Origin of the sequence: Sphingopyxis sp. GC21 (assembly GCF_025727575.1) — a bacterium.
GTDB lineage: Bacteria > Pseudomonadota > Alphaproteobacteria > Sphingomonadales > Sphingomonadaceae > Sphingopyxis > Sphingopyxis terrae_A.
The window spans coordinates 3,254,729-3,272,516 of record NZ_CP095845.1; the positions used below are offsets into that span (position 1 = coordinate 3,254,729).

General features: G+C 63.9%; 10 protein-coding genes. 3 read left to right on the forward strand and 7 right to left on the reverse strand.

Annotated elements, in window-relative coordinates; all coding sequences use genetic code 11:
- Positions 1 to 112: 112 nt before the first annotated feature.
- Positions 113 to 3,550: a glycosyl hydrolase 2 galactose-binding domain-containing protein gene (locus MU856_RS15710; protein ID WP_263587890.1), complete on the forward strand. Its 3,438-nt coding sequence runs from the start codon at positions 113 to 115 to the stop codon at positions 3,548 to 3,550.
- Between the two features lie 13 nt (positions 3,551 to 3,563).
- Positions 3,564 to 4,502: an ROK family protein gene (locus tag MU856_RS15715; RefSeq protein ID WP_263587891.1), complete on the forward strand. Its 939-nt coding sequence runs from the start codon at positions 3,564 to 3,566 to the stop codon at positions 4,500 to 4,502.
- Here the strand turns inward: MU856_RS15715 and MU856_RS15720 are convergent.
- The 4 genes from MU856_RS15720 to gluP form a co-directional block, all read right to left on the reverse strand.
- On the reverse strand, positions 4,499 to 5,731 hold the full coding sequence (locus MU856_RS15720) for an ROK family transcriptional regulator (protein WP_263587892.1): 1,233 nt from the start codon (positions 5,729 to 5,731) through the stop codon (positions 4,499 to 4,501). The two genes, MU856_RS15715 and MU856_RS15720, sit on opposite strands and share 4 nt — an antisense overlap.
- A 102-nt stretch (positions 5,732 to 5,833) precedes the next feature.
- On the reverse strand, positions 5,834 to 7,519 hold the full coding sequence (locus MU856_RS15725) for a sulfatase (RefSeq protein WP_263587893.1): 1,686 nt from the start codon (positions 7,517 to 7,519) through the stop codon (positions 5,834 to 5,836).
- Positions 7,446 to 8,291, reverse strand: coding sequence for a class I mannose-6-phosphate isomerase (locus MU856_RS15730; protein WP_263587894.1), 846 nt, complete (start codon positions 8,289 to 8,291; stop codon positions 7,446 to 7,448). Before MU856_RS15730 ends, MU856_RS15725 begins: the two co-directional genes overlap by 74 nt.
- A gap of 13 nt (positions 8,292 to 8,304) precedes the next feature.
- The gene (gene gluP / locus MU856_RS15735) at positions 8,305 to 9,612 is read right to left on the reverse strand and encodes a glucose/galactose MFS transporter (RefSeq protein WP_263587895.1); all 1,308 of its coding nucleotides are present in this window, start codon (positions 9,610 to 9,612) and stop codon (positions 8,305 to 8,307) included.
- Positions 9,613 to 9,781: 169 nt separating this feature from the next.
- Between gluP and MU856_RS15740 the strand changes: the two genes are divergently transcribed.
- Entirely contained in the window at positions 9,782 to 10,987 is a 1,206-nt protein-coding gene (locus tag MU856_RS15740) for a formylglycine-generating enzyme family protein (RefSeq protein ID WP_263587896.1), read from the forward strand.
- A 288-nt stretch (positions 10,988 to 11,275) separates the two neighbouring features.
- On the opposite strand, the gene MU856_RS15745 is transcribed toward MU856_RS15740, so the two are convergent.
- From MU856_RS15745 to MU856_RS15755, 3 genes are all read right to left on the reverse strand, one after another.
- Positions 11,276 to 12,601: a hypothetical protein gene (locus MU856_RS15745; RefSeq protein ID WP_263587897.1), complete on the reverse strand. Its 1,326-nt coding sequence runs from the start codon at positions 12,599 to 12,601 to the stop codon at positions 11,276 to 11,278.
- A gap of 125 nt (positions 12,602 to 12,726) precedes the next feature.
- Complete coding sequence (locus MU856_RS15750; protein WP_263587898.1) at positions 12,727 to 13,794, reverse strand: helix-turn-helix transcriptional regulator; 1,068 nt, start codon at positions 13,792 to 13,794, stop codon at positions 12,727 to 12,729.
- Positions 13,795 to 13,868: 74 nt separating this feature from the next.
- Positions 13,869 to 17,249 carry an autotransporter outer membrane beta-barrel domain-containing protein gene (locus tag MU856_RS15755; RefSeq protein WP_263587899.1) on the reverse strand — a complete coding sequence of 1,127 codons (3,381 nt, stop codon included), beginning with the start codon at positions 17,247 to 17,249 and terminating at the stop codon, positions 13,869 to 13,871.
- Positions 17,250 to 17,788 lie beyond the last annotated feature (539 nt).

The window sequence follows — 17,788 nt, forward strand, 5'->3', positions numbered from 1 at the left end:
TTTGGCCTTATCGCGTGAGGATGCCGATCTGCACTTGACCCCATCCAACATATATAAGAAAAATATCTTTTGTAATCTTGATCGCTTGGCGAATCAATCTGGGGAGAGTTCGATGATCTGGCTGCTCAGGGCGCTCGCGGTTCTGCTCGCATATTGCGCGCTCGTGGCGCCTTGTGCAGGACTTCACGCTCAGGCGCCCGACGACACCGTGCTGGTCGGGCCGGTAAATGCGGTGTTTCCGGCGGCGGGCAATGCGATCCGCAAAACTTTGGTCTCGCCGATCGCTCCACAGGCAGCCTGGACCATCAAGGCGTGGGTGCGTGCCGACGCGCATGAGCGTGAGAGTGATCCGCGCATCGTCATGGCGCTGATCGATGAAGCCGGGTCCGATGTTGCGGAAGTCGGCCTGGTGGGCGGGCGAGTTTTCGCGGCAAGCGGCGAGGCGCGTGGCGTGTCGCGCGCCGCGGCAAAGCCAAACGAATGGGTGCTTGTAACGCTGGCTGCGAACGGCAGCGGCTTGACGCTGCAGGTCGGCACGGAGCGGCCGGTCGTGCTGCGCAGCCGACTGTCTGCACCTGCGGTCGCGCTGGTGATGGCACCGCGCCGCGAGGCAAAGCCGGTGTTCCATGGCGCAATCGCCAACCTGCTGATTTGGCGAGGCACTCCCGCCCTGTTGAAGCGGATTGCCTGGAGCAAGCCCGACGAGACGCTGATCCAGTTCGAGAACGGCAGCCCGACCTGGCCTCTCCAAGTCAAGCAGACGACCGGCATGACTGCGCCGCAGGATCCCGCGACCCTGCCGGTCAGCCGCGCGGCGAGCGTGCCGGAGGCCGCACCCGCGCGACTCGATTCACCCCTTGCACTTTCGCCTCAAAGCGAGGGGCGCTGGGTTGTCGGCGCGTGGCGGCTCGCCCCTGCGCCCGAGGTGAGCGCCGCGCCGGCGGCCATTTCACGGCCCGGTTTCGATGCCGGCGGCTGGCTGCCCGCCACCGTGCCGGGCACGATCCTTGCGACCTATGTTGCTACCGGGGTCTATCCGGATCCCGCGTTCGGCCTCAACAATCTGCAGATCCCCGAAAGCCTCGGCAGGCAGGACTATTGGCTGCGCGCCGAATTTGCGCGGCCCGAGAGCGGTGCGCGAGATGTTCAGGCGCTGGAGTTTCTGGGCATCAACTATGCGGCCGAGATATGGGTCAACGGTGAGCGGTTAGGCGCGATTGAGGGCGCGTTCACCCGCGGGCGTTTCGTCCTGCCCGCACGTTTTCGCGCCGGTGAGCGCATCGCGGTCGCCGTGCGGGTTTCACCGCCGCCGCATCCCGGCTTGCCGCACGAGGAGTCGCTCACCGCCGGGCCCGGCCAGAACGGCGGCGAGATGATGATCGACGGTCCGACCTTTGGCGCCAGCGAGGGCTGGGACTGGATCCCGACCGTGCGTGATCGCAATACCGGTGTGTGGCAGGATGTCCTCCTGCGAGCGACGGGCGACGTGCGCATCGGCGATCCCCATGTCCGCACCCTGTTGCCCAAACCCGACAATTCGCTCGCTGAGCTGACAATCTCCGTTCCGGTAATCAATGACAGCGGCATGGAGCGCGAAATTGCCCTCGAGGCGCGCTTTGGCGACGTCACGCTACGCCAGAGCGCAACGCTGGCCCCCAATTCAGCCACGAGCCTGCGTTTCGCGCCCGAGCAGTTCGCCGAACTGCGCATCCGCAGCCCGAGGCTCTGGTGGCCAAACGGTTATGGCGAACCCGCCCTGCACACCCTAGCGCTGACCGCGCGCGTCGGCGGCGCTGTCAGCGATACTCGGGCCATCCGCTTTGGCATTCGCGAGATCAGCTATGAACTCTCCGCGGTCGATCAGGCAGAAAAGTTGCGGCGCGTGGCTGTTGCTCCCGCTCGCAGCATGGGCGAACAGCTGCTCGATGTCGCGCATGACGGAATCCGCAAGGTCGAGAACGGTTGGGCGGTCTCGCTCGCCAGCGATGTCGACGGATCGCCCGCGCTGGCGACTGTCGCCAATACATCGCTTGCTCCGCACCTGCTGATTCGCGTCAACGGCGTGCCGATTGCTGTGCGCGGCGGCAACTGGGGCATGGACGACTGGATGAAGCGCGTCTCGCGCGAGCGGATGGAGCCCTTCTTCCGGCTCCACCGCGACGCCAACGTCAACACCATCCGCAACTGGATGGGCCAGAACACCGAGAGCGTATTCTACGACCTTGCCGACGAATACGGCCTGTTGGTGCTCAACGACTTCTGGATGTCGACGCAGGATCACAATGCCGAGCCCGGCGACAGTGCACTGTTCCTCGCCAATGTTGCGGACACCGTCAGCCGTTTCCAACACCACCCTTCGATTGCGCTGTGGATCGGCCGCAACGAGGGCGTGCCGCCGCCGGTGCTTAACGTGGGCCTCGAACAGCTCGTGCGCACCCTCGACGGAACCCGCGCCTACCTGCCCAATTCGCGCGACGTCATCATGGCGAACAGTGGCCCGTGGAACTATCAGCCCCCCGAGGCCTATTTCACCCGCATCGGCCGGGGCTTCTCGACCGAAGTCGGCACGCCTTCGTTTCCGACGCTCGAAACCTTCAAGACCATGATGCCGCCAGAGGATCAGTGGCCGATCAGCGATGCCTGGGCCTATCACGACTGGCACCAGGGCAAGGCGGGCGATGTCGCCAGCTTCACGAAGGCAATGCAGACCCGTCTTGGCGCGCCGAAGGATCTCGCCGATTTCGAGACCAAGGCGCAGATGCTCAATTACGAAGCCTATCGTGCGATCTTTGAGGGATTCAACGCGGGACTCTTCACCCGCAACACCGGGCGGCTTTTATGGATGACCCATCCCGCCTGGCCGAGCACGACCTGGCAAATATACAGCCACGATTACGACACCCACGCCGCCTTCTTCGGGGCGAAGAAGGGGTCGGAGCCGGTGCACGTGCAGGTCAACCTACCCGATCGCCGTGTCACGGTCGTCAACAGCCTCGGTGCGCCGATCGCCGGGGGGCATGTGAGGGTGCGCAACTTTGCGCTCGATGGGACGCTTCTGGACGAACGTTCCGCTGTCGTCGCCGCCGCCGCCTATGGCGTCACCGATGCGGGCGAAGCCCTGCCCGATGCGCTGTTCGCGCGGGCGCCGGTGGTGCTGAGCAAGCTCGAACTGTTCGATCACGATGGCCGTCTGCTGAGCGAAAATCTCTACTGGCTGGCGCGCGAGCCGGCCGATTATCGTACGATGGACCGGATGACGCCCGTCAGCCTCGAGGTAGCCGCGCAAGCGGTCGCCAATGCGGACGAGCACGAAGTCGCGGTGACGCTCACCAACGCGAGCGGCCAGCCTGCCTTGATGGCCAAGCTGTCGCTTCTCGATGCCGCGGGCGCGCGCGTGCTGCCAGCTTACTGGAGCGATAATTACGTGTCGCTGTTGCCGGGCGAGAGGCGCATGATCACGATTCGGTCGCCCAAGACGGCGCCCGCTCCCGTTTCGATCAGAATGCGCGGCTGGAATGTCGTGGCAGGTGAAGTGCAGGTGGCGCCGTGACGCCGGGTGAAACATGGGGAAGGTGATGGCTAATTCCGTTCTGGCTGGCGTCGAACTGGGGGGGACGAAATGCGTTTGCGTTCTCGCCACGGCGGATGGCGAAATACTTGCGCAGGAGCGTGTCGAAACAGCCGCGCCCCGCGTGACCCTACCGCAGATCAAGGCGATCCTGCGCAATTGGTTCGATGCGCGGCGCGATATCGCCGCTTTGGGGATTGCCTCGTTCGGGCCGGTTGAAGTGGATCAAGCTTCGTCGAATTGGGGCCATATCGGGCAAACGCCGAAGGCGGGTTGGAGCGGGATCGACATCGCGCAGGCGCTGAGGGAGGGGTTTGACGTACCCTTTGCGCTCGATACCGACGTTAATGGCGCTGCCCTTGCGGAAATGCGCTGGGGTGCGGCGGCGGGGCTCGATGACTTCGCCTATGTGACCGTCGGCACGGGCGTCGGCGTGGGCCTTGTCGTGGGTGGCCAGCCGATCTGCGGCTTTGGCCATGCAGAATTGGGGCACATGCGCATTCCGAGAGTGCAGGGAGACAGCTGGCCGGGATCCTGCCCCTATCATGGCGACTGTGTGGAAGGGCTGGCGGCTGGTCCAGCTATCGTGAAGCGTTCAGGCATGCGCGCCGGGCTCATCGCACAGAATGATCCGATATGGCACCTTGTCGGTCATGCGATCGCACAGATGCTGCACAATCTTGTCCTGACTGCGACGCCTCGCCGAATTCTTCTGGGAGGCGGGGTGATTACCGCGCAGCCCCAGCTTTTTCCCATCATCCGGCGCGAGCTTGAAACCAGCCTCAACGGCTATGTCAGCTCGCCGGAACTCGACAAGAGCGAAGACTATGTCGCACCCCCGGGGCTCGGTGCCCTGGCAGGTCCGCTCGGCCCGGTTGCGCTTGCAGCCGCAATCCTGGATCGGACGGCGCTGCACGCTGAAGCCAATGCCTAGGCGTCGATCTTCATCATAGCTGCGCGATTTGGCAGGAAGCGGTTGGTGAAGGGCAGGATAGCCGCACCGATCGCGGCGGCATCCTCGGCCAGCTCTGCCCGCCGGATCGGGGCGCGCACCGGCAGCGAAGCGCCGCGATGTCGGAAGTTGAGCGCCAACCTGTCGCACAGCAAGTTGACAAGATCCGCCGGCAGACGGCCGCCGATGAAGATGGCATCCGGATCGATCACAGTGTTGATCACCATGAGCGGCTCCGCCAGCAGATCGGCCGCCTTTTGCACCCAATGTCCAGCCGCTTCGATCGCGTCCGGCTCGAGCTTGTCGAGCGGGCCGGGATTGGAAAAACCCTCTTGCGCGAGATGGCTGAATAGACCCGACAGCGAAACAACATCCTGCAGCACAATCGGATTGCGCCGCACTCGGCTTATCGGCAGGAACCCGATCTCGCCGCTGCGGCCCGACGAGCCGATGACGGAATGCCCGTCAATCACGAGGCCGCCGCCGAGCCCGGCATTCACCAGAAGGTAAAAGAAGGTCTGCGCAACCCGACCGTGACCGAACTGGAGTTCGCCGATCGCGGCGGCGGTCGCATCATTCTCTATGATGACCTCAAACCCGTGTTCGCCGAGCAGATGCTTCAGGTCGACGGTTTCCCAGATGCCGAACTCGCTCGGCCGGTTCGGGAGATCGACCGCGCCGAAATCATCAGGCATGGCCACACCGATGCCGGCGATCCGTTCCATGTTGATGTCACCCGATTGGCGAATCGCCTCAAGATTGCGCCGCACAAAGTCGCGTACCTGATCGGGCATCGGAAACTCGATGTCCTCAACGATCCGCAGCCGCAGTTCGCCCAGAAAATCAAGTGCCACCATCGTCATGTGGTCGCGGTCAATATTAACGCCGATCGAGAAGGCCCCGTCCGGATTGATGGCGAGCTTCAGCGCGGGCTGCCCTCGCTCGCCGCGTCGGCGACCTGCCTCGATAATCAATCCGTCAGCGAACAGCTTGCGCGTGATATTGGTGATCGAGGGCGGAGTCAGCCCGGTGATCTCGGCCAATTCGACCTTCGTCACCGGTGCATTTAGGCGGATTGCCTGCAGCGTCACGCGCAGGTTGTGCGAGCTCCCGCGCTCCAGATTGGTGCCGGACAGCCCATTGCTTAGAAGATTGACCCTGTCGCGCGCAGAAAAACCGACGCCCGAAGGCTTGCGTTCAGTTTTCGACATCTGCGCGATTTCTCCAGGTCCGGCCTCAGCCTTGTGATGGGCGGGCTTAATCGTAAGTTCGCGGGAGTGCAATTTCTTGCACTTTTTAAGGCGCCTCCATCGTCAGTGGGATGCAGGCTTCCCGCCTTCGGCCTTCACGCCGTTCTTCAGATCGCCCTCGGTGCCGTCGCGCAGCCAACGGTCGGGGAACTCGCCTGGGCCAGATCCATTGCGATTGCGCAGCACCGATCCTTCATCAAGCCGTTCAGTGAACGTCACGCTCGATCGGCCCTGCCGCGGGTCGAGGCCCGCAAAGAGTTCAGCGCGCATCTTTTTCACCACCGGGCGCAGCTTGGGATCGGCGATGAGATTATGCATCTCCTTGGGGTCCACCTGGAGGTCGTAGAGTTCTTCGGTGTCCCAGATGCCATGATACTGGATATACTTGTAGCGATCTCCGCGCAGCGCAAAGGTAGTGGGGGTCTGCGGGTAGTTATATTCCCAGTAGTATTCGTAGTTGAGCACGGTCCGCCACGGTCTGGCTAGCGGGCGGCCCATCAGCAGGTCGGCATAGCTCATCCCGTCGAACCGCACACCTTCCGGCACCGTTACACCAGCCAGCGCTAGGAAGGTCGGCGCAAGGTCAATATTGGCGACCATCTGGTTCACCACGCGCCCCTTCGGCATTCCGCCGCCGAACGCGATGAGCGGCACCCGCATCGATTCCTCGTAGGCACTACGCTTGTCGATCATGCCGTGCTCGCCGAACAGGAAGCCGTTGTCGCCCATCATCACGACGATGGTGTTGTCGAGCATGCCTTGCTTCTGCAAGGTGGCGAGGATCTCGCCGATGCCTTCGTCGACCGCGCTCAGCGTCTCGTTGTAACGCAACTTGAAATCCACCACATCGAGCGTCGAGTGATAGGGGAATTCCACGCCATGCCAAGAATTGCGTTGGTCCTTGGTCCAGCGCGGCTTGCCCTCGTAGTTCTCGGGCGTGTCGGCCATGCTGTCGGGCAATCGGATCGCATCGCGGCTCACCGTGCCTTCGTGCCGCTTGGCAGGAATGAAATCGGCATGCACTGCCTTGTGGCTGAGATAGAGGAAGAAGGGCTGCTGGCCGTTTTGATGCTTCAGCCAGTCGAGCGCATAGGCGTTGAGCTCGTCGGTAATATAGCCCTTCCGCTCGACCTGCTGTCCGTCGATGTTGAGCGTGTGGCGCACGCCCTTGCCATTGTCGGGGAGATAGTCGCCCTGGCCCTTGAAGCTGATCCAGCGGTCAAAACCGGGCTGCGGATCGTCGCTGTGCCCGCCCATGTGCCACTTGCCGATAAAGGCGGTGCGATAACCTGCGGCCTGCAGCGCCATTGGGAAGAAGAAGGTGCCGGGACGGAACTTGATGTTGTTGTCCGCGATTCCATGGTTGTGCATATATTGGCCGGTGAGGATCGAGGCACGGCTAGGGCTGCACAGTGCGGTGGTGACGAAGGCGTTGGGGAAATAGACCCCCTCGCGCGCGATCCGGTCCATGTTCGGCGTGTTGAGCGCGGGGTCGAGAAAGCCCATTGCGTCGTAGCGCTGATCATCGTTCAGGATGAAGATTATGTTGGGCTGCCGACGCGGCGCTTCGGCTTGCGCATCGGCGGGATGGGGCAGGGTGGCGGCGACAAGGACGATGATCACGCCCAAAATTCCTGCAACGGCTGTCCTGCCAAGCGTGTGCGCACGTGTCATGTCAATCCTCACCTTCTGCCCTGTGATCGCCGGACCGGCCGCCGCTCGCCCGCGCGGCAAGCATTTCACCGCCATTCGCGACGGCAATATCGACTGGGCTGTCCGTCAACCACACGGTTCCCGGTGCCAGATCGGTTTTTCCGACCGTGCAGCCGGATGCGATTGGCATAAGCCAGACCGGGTTGGACGGATTCGCTGCGATATGATGATCATATGGCCCTGCAAGCCGCTCGATCGCGAATTTCGGGGCTGCGATCAGCTCCTCGCGCCCCGGTCCGAGCGCACGCGCGGGGCGGTGAACGAAGGGTTCGGGGACGGCCGCTGCAATGCTCTCGTCCAACTGCAAGGGGCGGGCGCGGCCGTAGTCATAGAGGCGGTAGGTTAGATCGACGTTCTGCTGGATCTCGAGCACCGAAAGACCTGCGCCAATCGCGTGAACCGTGCCGGCGGGAACGTAGAAGAAGTCCCCGGGCTGGACGGAGTGCCACACCATCAGTTCCTCAATGCTGCCGTCGATCGCGGCTGCGCGAAGTTCCTCGTCCGAAAGTTTGCGCGCAAAGCCCGCCCCGATAGTCGCGCCCGCTTCAGCGGAAAGGATATACCACGCTTCCTCTTTCCCGCAGACATGGCCGTTCGCGCGGGCTTGTTCGTCGTTGGGATGGACCTGAATCGAGAGCCGTTCCGAGGTAAAGAGGCGTTTCACCATGAGCCTCGCGCCATCATCGTCAGCGAACCAGATCTCGCCGACCGGTTCGTCCCTTCCAGCTGCGTCGCTATAGATCGCAGGGATTGCGCGCTGCCCCCAGACCTTCTCAACCGCCTGTCCCTGAAGTTGACGCATCGCCATAGGTCTATGCCCCTCAGTGACCCGTGGCCGGAACCGCGTCGCCGGCTTCAAGCACCACCGCGCGGCGCGCGGCAAGGCCAAAGCCGAGCAGCAGGGCGTAGCAGGCCGCCGGAACGACGAATGCGGTGGCATAGCTCGTCGCCCCCGAAACCAGCCCGACCAGAAGTGGTACAACAGCGCCGCCGACAATGGAGAAGCAGAGAAATCCGGAGGTCGCCTCCTTGCTGGCGCTCGATCGTTCGAGGGTTAGCGTGAAGATCACCGGAAACATGATCGAGTTGAACAGGCCGATGCACAGCGCCGCATAAGCCGCCGCCGACCCACCCGCTTCGGCGACGAATAGACAGATGGCGCAGGCCATCGCCGCGAACGCCGCCAGCAGCACACTGGCCGGAACACGCGTCAACAGTACCGATCCGACCAGCCGCCCGACCATCGCGCCGCCCCAGTAAAGGCTTACCATCTTGCCCGCCTGTTCGAGCGGAATGCCGAGCACGCCCTCGCTGCTCAGGAACAGTGCCATCTGTGTGCCGATCGCCACTTCCGCACCGACATAGAGAAAGATCGCCGCTCCGCCGAGCAGCGCCCAGCGCGACGAGGCCACTTCGCCGAGGATCGCGAAGACCGAGCGCTGCGCCTCTGGCTGGGCCGGTGCGCGCACGGCCTGCGTGACGAGCCCGCGCGCGAACCAGATAAATGCAGCGAGCAGCCCGATCAGCATCGCAATCCAGAGGAAGGCCGCGTCGATCCCGGTCAGCGCAGCTTCGCGAACCGCGCCGTCGAGCGCCTCGCCCTCCTTGATCTCTACGCCCTTGAGGAACAGCAGTGCCCCCAGATAGGGGCCGATGAAGGTGCCGAGGCTATTGAAGGCCTGGCTAAGTGTGAGCCTGAAGTGGCTGCGATCGGGCCGCCCCAATACCGCGGCGAGCGGGTTGGCGGCGACCTGGAGGATGGTGATCCCGCTCGCAAGAATGAACAGGCCCAACAGTACCAGGCCATAGATCGCAAGGTTGGCGGCAAGCAGCATCAGCATGCAGCCGGCGATCATCGTGGCCAGCGCGATCAGGACCGTCGCCACCGACTTGCGGCGTGCCAGCAGTGCCGCGGCCGGCAAACTCATCACGCCATAAGCGATGAAGAACGCCGAGGCGCTCAATTGCGCCTCAAAGTCCGAGAGGCTGAAAATTCCTTTTACCGCCGCGACAAGCGGGTCGATGAGCGAGGTAATGAAACCCCAGGCAAAGAACAGCGTGGTTACAGTGGCAAAGGCGAATTGGGTGCTGGGCGTGCCCCCCGCATCGCCATTCGCGCCTGTATCCATGCCCTGTGCACCATTGCCCCCCATCCGCCATCCCCCATCATCTCTCCTTCGCCTTACCCGAGCGACACGGCCGGCAAACATGGCGTGGTCGGCATGCGGTGGCTGGAGAAGCTTATGTTTGTCATGGTGACGATAACGCGGAAGGCAGGCATGTAAAGAAAAATGTTTTATGTATTTCTATGATTTCGGTTCCCCATCCATCTTGCGGAATCCCAAAACGGCGCTCATGAATAACAAAATCATTTGGTGTAAAGAGCGCTGTTCAAGCGATTGGTGGGAGAGGAAGGCCGGAATGCACGACCGGACAAGGAAGGTGAGCTGGCCGCTGGGATTCTGTTTGCTTGCGGCCGCATGCGGTGGAGCGCCCGAGCAAAGCGCACTTCCACAATCGGCGACCGACTTTGCCGCCAGCACCTCGTGCAGGACACCGCCCTCGCAGCCAGTGGAAATCAAGGGCGGCAGCTTTTTGATGGGGAGCAATGCGGTCTATGCCGAGGAGGGGGCGCCGCGCGAAACCCGCGTCGATGGTTTCTGGATCGACCCGCATGAAGTCACCAACCGCCAATTCGCAGCCTTCGTGAAGGCGACCGGGCATGTTTCGGTGGCCGAAAAGCGTGTCGATCCAGCGCAGTTCGGTGTGCCGCTGGAGCAAATTCCAGCCTACATGCTCGAACCGGGATCAGCCGTGTTCACCCCGCCCGCACGCCCGTCGCGCAATTATGCCGATTGGTGGGCTTACGTTCCAGGCGCAAACTGGAAAAAGCCCTATGGCCCGCACGGCCCTGACGCGGTGCTGGACGAACCGGTGGTGCATCTCGCGTGGGACGACATGCAGGCCTATGCCAAGTGGCGCGCCGGGCGTCTGCCAACCGAGGCCGAGTGGGAATATGCCGCCAGCGCGGGCGCGCCGAAATATGTCGCGCAGCCCGATCCGGCGCGCGCCAACACATGGCAGGGCGTGTTCCCGGTCGTCAACGAGGCGAAGGACGGCTTCAAGGGCATCGCGCCGGTCGGCTGCTTTGCGCCCAATGCTTTCGGACTCTACGACATGGTTGGCAATGTCTGGGAAGTGACCTCGGATCTGTACCGCTCCGGTCACGATCCGGCCGACCGTGACAATCCAAGCGGACCAAGCGAGAACGACGCCTATGACCCGCTCAACCCCGAAAGGATCAGCCGGGTCATGAAGGGCGGCAGCTATTTGTGTGCGGCCAACTATTGCCAACGCTATCGACCGGAAAGCCGTCAGGGTCGCGACCCGGGGCTTGGCGCCTCGAATGTCGGCTTCAGGTTGGTTTACGAAGGCCTGCCCAAATCCGCGTCACGTGGCACCCTTGTGAGGAGCGGGAAGCCGTCCGCATTGAAGGCGAATTGACGGCCATTGCCTTAATCCAGCGCCTTGCGACGCGAACTGGTATGAGAACTGTCGAATAATTGGGGCGCGTTGAACATACATAGTCGCCGCTGCTCGCATTTTGACAACTCGCCTGCCCAATATCCGCTTCCCATGTCCTTTTTGCGGCGATCGGAGGGCTTCATCTCCCAACAAGGGCACCAAGGCTGAAAGCAGCGCGCAAGACGACAGTTCTGAACGGCAGCCAGCACGCGATTTCGACCGGAACTGGCTCGCCACCTGGCGAACCCTTGGCACGCGAGAGCCGCCTCAGCGGATCGGCATCACCCTTATCAGCGCATTTTCAATTTCAGCGTCCCCCTGCCATTTGCGAGCAATCGACCGGGCAAGGCCTGCGTCGCCCCATCGTTCGCGCCCGTGGATCGCATCGCGCAGCATATCGACCAGTGCGCTGCGGTCATCGGCGACCGACAGAAGAAAGGCTGGCCAAGCGCGCGTCTTGAGGTCACCGTTCGCTAGGTCGGCTCGGGCCTGCGTAATCAGAACCTGGTGCGCCGCGGCAGGGCCTTCTGCAAGGGCGACAGCAACTGCATCGAGTCGCCGCGCGAGGCGGGTATTGCCCCGAAGCCGAACGAACTCCAACTGCGCAGCGACAAAGCCGGCATAGTCACCGTCGGCCAGTCGAATAATGCTGAGGCAATCGTGGATAACGGCAAAATCGGGGTGGCGCCGCTCGAGATCGGTCAACGCCGCGACCGCCGCCTCCCGATGTCCGGCCGACCATTCGGCCCAGGCAAGATCGGTCTGGATCGCGATCGAGCCGGGCAGCAAAGCACGCGCGCGATTGAGCTGCAAAAGCGCCTCGCGGCTGTCGCCATGGTCTGCCAATATGTTGCCGAACCAGAATCGGCTGTTTGCATCGTCCGGCGCGAGAGCAATCGCCCGGTCAAAATGGTGTTGGGCGGCGGCAAAATCACCGTCCCACCAATAGGCAATGAAGCCGTTCACGCGGTGGGAAGAGGCAAGCAAGGGACTGAGGCGAAGGGCGCGGCGCGCGGCGGTGCGCGCTTCGGGAAAGGCCTGCATGTCGCTGCGGCGACCGAATTCGCGCGACAGGATCAGCGCTTCAGACAGTGCGGCAAAGCCCGGTCCGAAGCCCGGGTCATCGCGGATCACGCCGCGCAGCAAGGTGATGGCCCGCTCGATCGAGTTGCCGTCGCGCTCGGCGACGAGATCGCGGCCCGCCAGAAAGTCGCGCGCGGCCGCAGGGTCGGTGGGCAGACTTGCCGCGGCTACAGGCGCCGGCCGATCGAGAGCCCACCAGATGCCAGTGCCTGCGGGCAGGAGCAGCAGCGCGGCGAAAGCCGCCGCCCCCGTCCGCAGCCGCGCGGGCCGGACGAGAGCGGCGGACGACACCTGATCCGCAGGTTTTGGGTCGCGCAAACTCGCGGCCCAGGCATCGAGCTCGTGGCGCAGCGCATAGACCGTCGCCGTTTTGCCCCCAGGAAGACGGTGGACGGGAAGGTCACGCTCGCGCGCCCACCGTATCGCCGTCGTCCGGTCGCGCCCGAAATGGGCGCCGATCGATTTCCAACCGTCGACGCGGTCGGGCAGGGACCTGCCGCCGGGGTTCATTGCCGGCTCAGATCAATGTCGAGCGGAAACACGCGCACCTACCCCCTTTTGCGCTGGCGGACGCCAAGGATAGCGACGCACCTATGGTATCGCGACGCGGGCCGCATCCACCATCTGTTTAGGCGCTACGCGGGGCTTATGATGAAGCGATGGGCAAACAGGCAAAGATCGGGAAAGCCCGAGGTTCCGGTCTTGGCATAGATGCGGTGCAGGTGGCTGCGCGCGGTGGCGCGCGCAATTCCGAGGCGGTCCGCGGTACCGATCATTTCGCCATGCGTCAGCACATCCTGCAGGACCCGGGTTTCGCCCGGGGTGAGGTCGTGCGACGCGGCAATGGCGTCATAAGCCAGGCCCCAACGACGGTCGACCTCGGTGACGCTCACCGCATAGGACGCGCCGGGCCCTCCGCTCACATCGCCATAGCGGTTGCGCGACAAGGGACGCGAGGCGAGCAGCAACCGCAGCGGCCGCCCGCCGAAGCGAAACATGTGCAGCACGGGTTTGCCGTCTTGCGCGGCGCGCGCGAGCGCGCGCCCGAAGGCGGAACGCCCCGCGGCCTCGATCGAGGCGAAGCCGGTCAGCCGTTCGATCTCAGGGCCAAGATCGAGAATGCGGCCGTCGTCGCCAAGCAGAACAAGTCCATCGCGCGCACCCTCGGCCGATTGGCGATAGGCGGAGAGGAGGTCGGCCTGCCCGATCCGGTGGCTCGACAGATAGACCGCCCGGCGCAGGTGCGGCACCAGCGTCCGCATCGCTGCGACATCATCGTCCGAAAATCGGGGCGCATCACCCGTTCGCAAAAGCGCGATCGTCGCAAACATGCCCTCGCGCTTGATCAGGTTGGTGGCGAGATTGTCGACGATCCGCTGCGGCGCGAGATATTCGCGGTAGAAACGGCTTTGCCTGATCGCTGCCGACTGCAGCAGAGCATATGCGGGGCGCGGTTCGCCCTCGGGCACGTCCATCAGCGCAGGACGCAGAATGTCGAGCGGCGCATAGGTTTCGACATAGCCCTGAAGATAAGCGGGATCGTTGCCATATTCGGCCTGGAACCCCGAACCGCTGGCGCCGCCCATCCAGGCAAGAAATCCCGACTGGGCACCGAAATGCGCGACGATATGCCGTAGCAGATCGGGAAAAAGCCGTTCGTCAGCGGCGGCATCATAGATGGATTCGACTGGAAACACGGCCATTTGGCTATGCCGCACTGCAGCAGGCCGCGCAATCCAATCCCGGCCCCCGCCGCCAGACGGGGACCGGGCCGGAGTCAGAAGGAGATCCGCACCCCAGCCTTGATGCTGTGATCCTGTCCCGCCGACCCAATCACGCCGTCATAGCCGACGCTCACGAGGATGCGCTCGCTTGGCCGTAGTCGCGCTTCGACCGCCGCGACGCCGGCATTGCGCGACAATCCTGCAGCCCGAATGGAAAAAGCCGGCCCCGCCGCAAAGCGGAGCGAAGTTACCGGTTCGAGCGAGCCGAAGCCGTGCTGCCAACCCGCCATGCCGGCGACCGACAAGGCGCCGGCAGGCGCCGTCTCGAATCGCGCACCAAGCGTCGAGCCGAGCGAATTTTCACTGGTCCTGGCGCCCGCCAAGGCCGCGCTGCCACCGCTTTCGGCAAAGTTCCCGGTCCTCGCCCGGACAGCCACAAGCTGCCCGAATGGTTCGACATGCCCCTCACCTAGTCCGATGCGATAACCCGCTTCGGCAAAGCCGTGGAATACCGAGCCCTTGTAAGTGCCGGTCAGCGTCTGTCCGATCGCCGGAAATGCAGTGAAGCGCCTGGTGCTCACATCATAGCTTGCATATCCGACGCCAGCCTTCAGGGACAGATTGCCAAAGCTGCCGCCTGCATAACCCAGAATGTGCACGCTCTTGAGTTTCGCGTCGCTGGCGCGCTCGGCAAGGGTCTGGTCGGTTTCGAGATAGGCGCCTGCGGCGCCAAGCACGACCGTGTCGCCGACGCCGAAATCGACCCCGAGCAGCCCTCCGATCGTGTTGCGGTCAAGGTCGGCGGTGCCGCCCGCCCCGTCATTTTCGCCCCAATTGCCAAAGAACTGGCCCCAAACCGCGCCGCCCTGCGGCGAGCGGAGCCGTTCGAGCACGGCATTACGCGGCAACCGCAAATCTTCGGCCATCGCTGTGCGGACTGCCGGGTGGATTTCCCCCGACAGGCCATCGAAGGCCGCGCGCGCTGCGGCATCGGTCGGCAGCAGCAGCGCTGCGGCGGCCAGAGGGTCGCTTGCGGCCTGTCCGTCGAGCGCGCCTCCCACCGCCACCTGGTTGGGGCTCAGCCCGGCTGCGGCAAAGGCACGCAGGCGCGCCAACTCGACGAAGATCGTGGTCGGCGTGCTACCCTGACGAAAGCCAAGAAAGGCTGAAGTGCGGGCATTATCGAGCGCGAAATTCCCCGTGACGCCCCCTGCCGATTCAAGGATCGTGTATCGCGTGCCGATCACGAGCGCCTGCGGACTGGTGACCTGCAGCGTCGCCCCGGCTTCGATCAGCGTTGCACCATCGGCGACGAACCGATCCGCTCCCCCACCACCGACGTCGACCGCGAGCACCGATCCGGCGATAAAATCCGCATCGCCGCTCGTTCGCACGACATCGCCGACGCCGCCATCGACCATCGTGATCGTGCCGCGATTGATCAGCGTCTCGAGCCCGGAATAATCGGTCGTCTCCGCCGTCGCAGCCGATACGCCGCCGATCAACCGGCCGCCCGCGGCGTTGACGAGCACATCGCTTGCGCCGCCGAAGACGCTGCCCCCGCCGATGCTGTTCCAAGTCCCGGCATTGGTCAGGCGATGGCTTGCCTCGACATCGGCGACCTCGGCGATGATGAAGGCGCTGCGCGCGCCGACGCGAAGCTCGCGCTGCGGCTTTTCGGGCTCCGGGTCGGGCGCAACAACGCCTCCGTCGAGCCGGATTGTGCCCAGCAGGCTGCCGTTGTTGAGAATATCAACCGCCCCGCCTGCGGCCTGGATCGCCAGATCGGCGGATGCGGACGACGCATTGCGGATCGTGCCGAGATTGGTGAGCGAAAACGCTCCGCCATTGTCTGCAACCGAATTGATCGCGGCAATGCCGCCGTTGATCAGCCCGCGGGTGATCAACGTCGCCCCGCCCGCCTCGCGGGTGAGGATCGACACGCCGAATTCACCGCCCGACACGTCGTTGACGTCAAGCGACATCGTGCCCGCGGATCCGCCCAGCGTCTCGGCGGCAATGCCATTCTCCCCGCCGGTTGCGGTTCCGCGCGAGACGAGCAGTGCCTCGCCTGGTCCGCCATGAATCATCGCAAGCCCGTGCCGCGCCCCGCTGCTGCCCAGCGCGTCGATACGCATCGCGCCCGCGCTCTGGAAAAAGCCGCCATCCCCGGCAGTGCCCGTGAGCGTTCCGTTCGAAGTAAAATCGATGCCTGCAGCCTCGCCAATGGCGGTGATGACGACGCCGTCGCTCCCGGTCGCATCGGCCAGATCGACGTCGATCGCACCACTCGCAGGCCCTCCGACGATCTCGACGCCGCGGCCTTCGCGGCCTTCGACGAGGCCCGATGCGCTCAGGGTCAGCGCTCCCTGCCCCAGATTGCGGATCACTATGCCGGCGCGGCCTTCGACGCCGGCCACTCCGGCGATGATATCGCCCGCACTTCCGCCGGTGGTGATGTTCATGCCATTGCCGCTCGTCGCAGCCTCTTGCGGGCGCACATTATTACTGCGTATCTGCTGCTCGGCGGTGACGATAGTCTGCCCCCGCCCCTGATTGCTGATCGCGATCCCCGTGGCGCCCGAGGTAAGGCTACCGCGCACGGTGACGACGATGTCGTTTGCCGCCGCGCCATTGCCGACGCTGATGCCCTGGCGGCTTGCGACATTGAGCGTGCCATTGACGGTGATGTTCGTCGAGGCGCCACCGGCATTGCTTACGTTGATGCCGCCGCCCGCCCCCGAAATATCGTTCGCGACGATCACGAGATCGCCGCCGGCGCCTTGGACGCTATGGAGGCCGAGAATCGCGAAGCCTTCGCTCCCGGTCGCCTGGACGGTTCCGGTCGAGGTGATGCGGATCGCACCGGTGCCGCCGCGGTTTTCAACCCCGATGCCCGACGAACCGCCCGCGGCATTGTTCGAGATCACCTCGGCATCGCCGCCGCTGCCGGCAAGCGCGACGATCGTGATGCCGGTCAAAGCGCCCGTGACCGTGCCGGTCGCCTCAACGAGCACCCCGCCGGTTCCCAGATTGTTGGTAATGATCCCGGCGCGGCCCCCGCCGGTAACGTCGCCAGCGGTCCGGATTTCGATCCGCGACGCCCCCCCGCCGTTGCCGACGGCGATTCCGTCATAGCCCCGACCGATGATGGTCGATGCGTTGCTATCATTATAGATCAGCGACCCCGTGCCCGACATCACCAGTCCATTGTCCGGACTGTCGATGCTGAAGCCCGGCTCGGTGGTCACCGTCAACGAACCACCGTTGTTTAGCGTCTGCTGGGCATCATTGTCGCCCGAACAGCTGATAATGTTGTTGGGCGCGACGACGCATTGGGCTGCGGCGGGCTGCACCAGAACCAGGGCGAGCACCGCGCTGCTACCGAGCAAGAGCGCGCGGTGACGCAGCACCGGATTGGCTGTGGAGATCATGAGTCGTACCTCGAGGCTGGAAGGACAGATGCGACCAGCGAGCTACGTCTCTCACGCGCCGTCCGGTCGGTCTCCTGACTGCCGCGATTTGGCCGACCAGACCTAGTTGCAAGCTGTTGCAATTAGTGGATTCGGGTGGCGACGGGACTGGATCCGCGATCCCATCGATGCTGTACGGGCGTTCAACCGATTTGGTTTGCTTTCAGGCCTTTGCCCTTTGCTGCCTATGCTGCGAACGGGTCAGGGCTTTTCGAGGCTGCGGCTCGATATCGAGCGTGTCGCGGTGCGCAATCGTACGTAGCCCCGGTCGCTCGCGCTCTCGCGCGGGACGATTCTCACCGCTCCTATGCCGCATTCAACGTTCTGACATCCGAGCCACGGGACCGCTTGCGAACTGAATGGCGGCATTCGCTACGAAAATTCGCCGTGGAAAGGGCGAGATGCGGGCGCAAAGCTCCCCTGCAAAAGCGGCGACCCCAAAGGAGTCGCCGCAGGAGAATGGAGGAGCCCTCCATTTGGGTCGCGGAACGCGCAATAGT

Coding starts and splice junctions, on each gene's coding strand:
- MU856_RS15715 (WP_263587891.1), top strand. CDS start 3,564: ATGGGGAAGGTGATGGCTAATTCCGTTCTGGCTGGCGTCGAACTGGGG.
- MU856_RS15725 (WP_263587893.1), bottom strand. CDS start 7,519: ATGGCGGTGAAATGCTTGCCGCGCGGGCGAGCGGCGGCCGGTCCGGCG.
- MU856_RS15720 (WP_263587892.1), bottom strand. CDS start 5,731: ATGTCGAAAACTGAACGCAAGCCTTCGGGCGTCGGTTTTTCTGCGCGC.
- MU856_RS15730 (WP_263587894.1), bottom strand. CDS start 8,291: ATGGCGATGCGTCAACTTCAGGGACAGGCGGTTGAGAAGGTCTGGGGG.
- MU856_RS15740 (WP_263587896.1), top strand. CDS start 9,782: ATGTATTTCTATGATTTCGGTTCCCCATCCATCTTGCGGAATCCCAAA.
- MU856_RS15710 (WP_263587890.1), top strand. CDS start 113: ATGATCTGGCTGCTCAGGGCGCTCGCGGTTCTGCTCGCATATTGCGCG.
- gluP (WP_263587895.1), bottom strand. CDS start 9,612: ATGGATACAGGCGCGAATGGCGATGCGGGGGGCACGCCCAGCACCCAA.
- MU856_RS15745 (WP_263587897.1), bottom strand. CDS start 12,601: ATGAACCCCGGCGGCAGGTCCCTGCCCGACCGCGTCGACGGTTGGAAA.
- MU856_RS15755 (WP_263587899.1), bottom strand. CDS start 17,249: ATGATCTCCACAGCCAATCCGGTGCTGCGTCACCGCGCGCTCTTGCTC.
- MU856_RS15750 (WP_263587898.1), bottom strand. CDS start 13,794: ATGGCCGTGTTTCCAGTCGAATCCATCTATGATGCCGCCGCTGACGAA.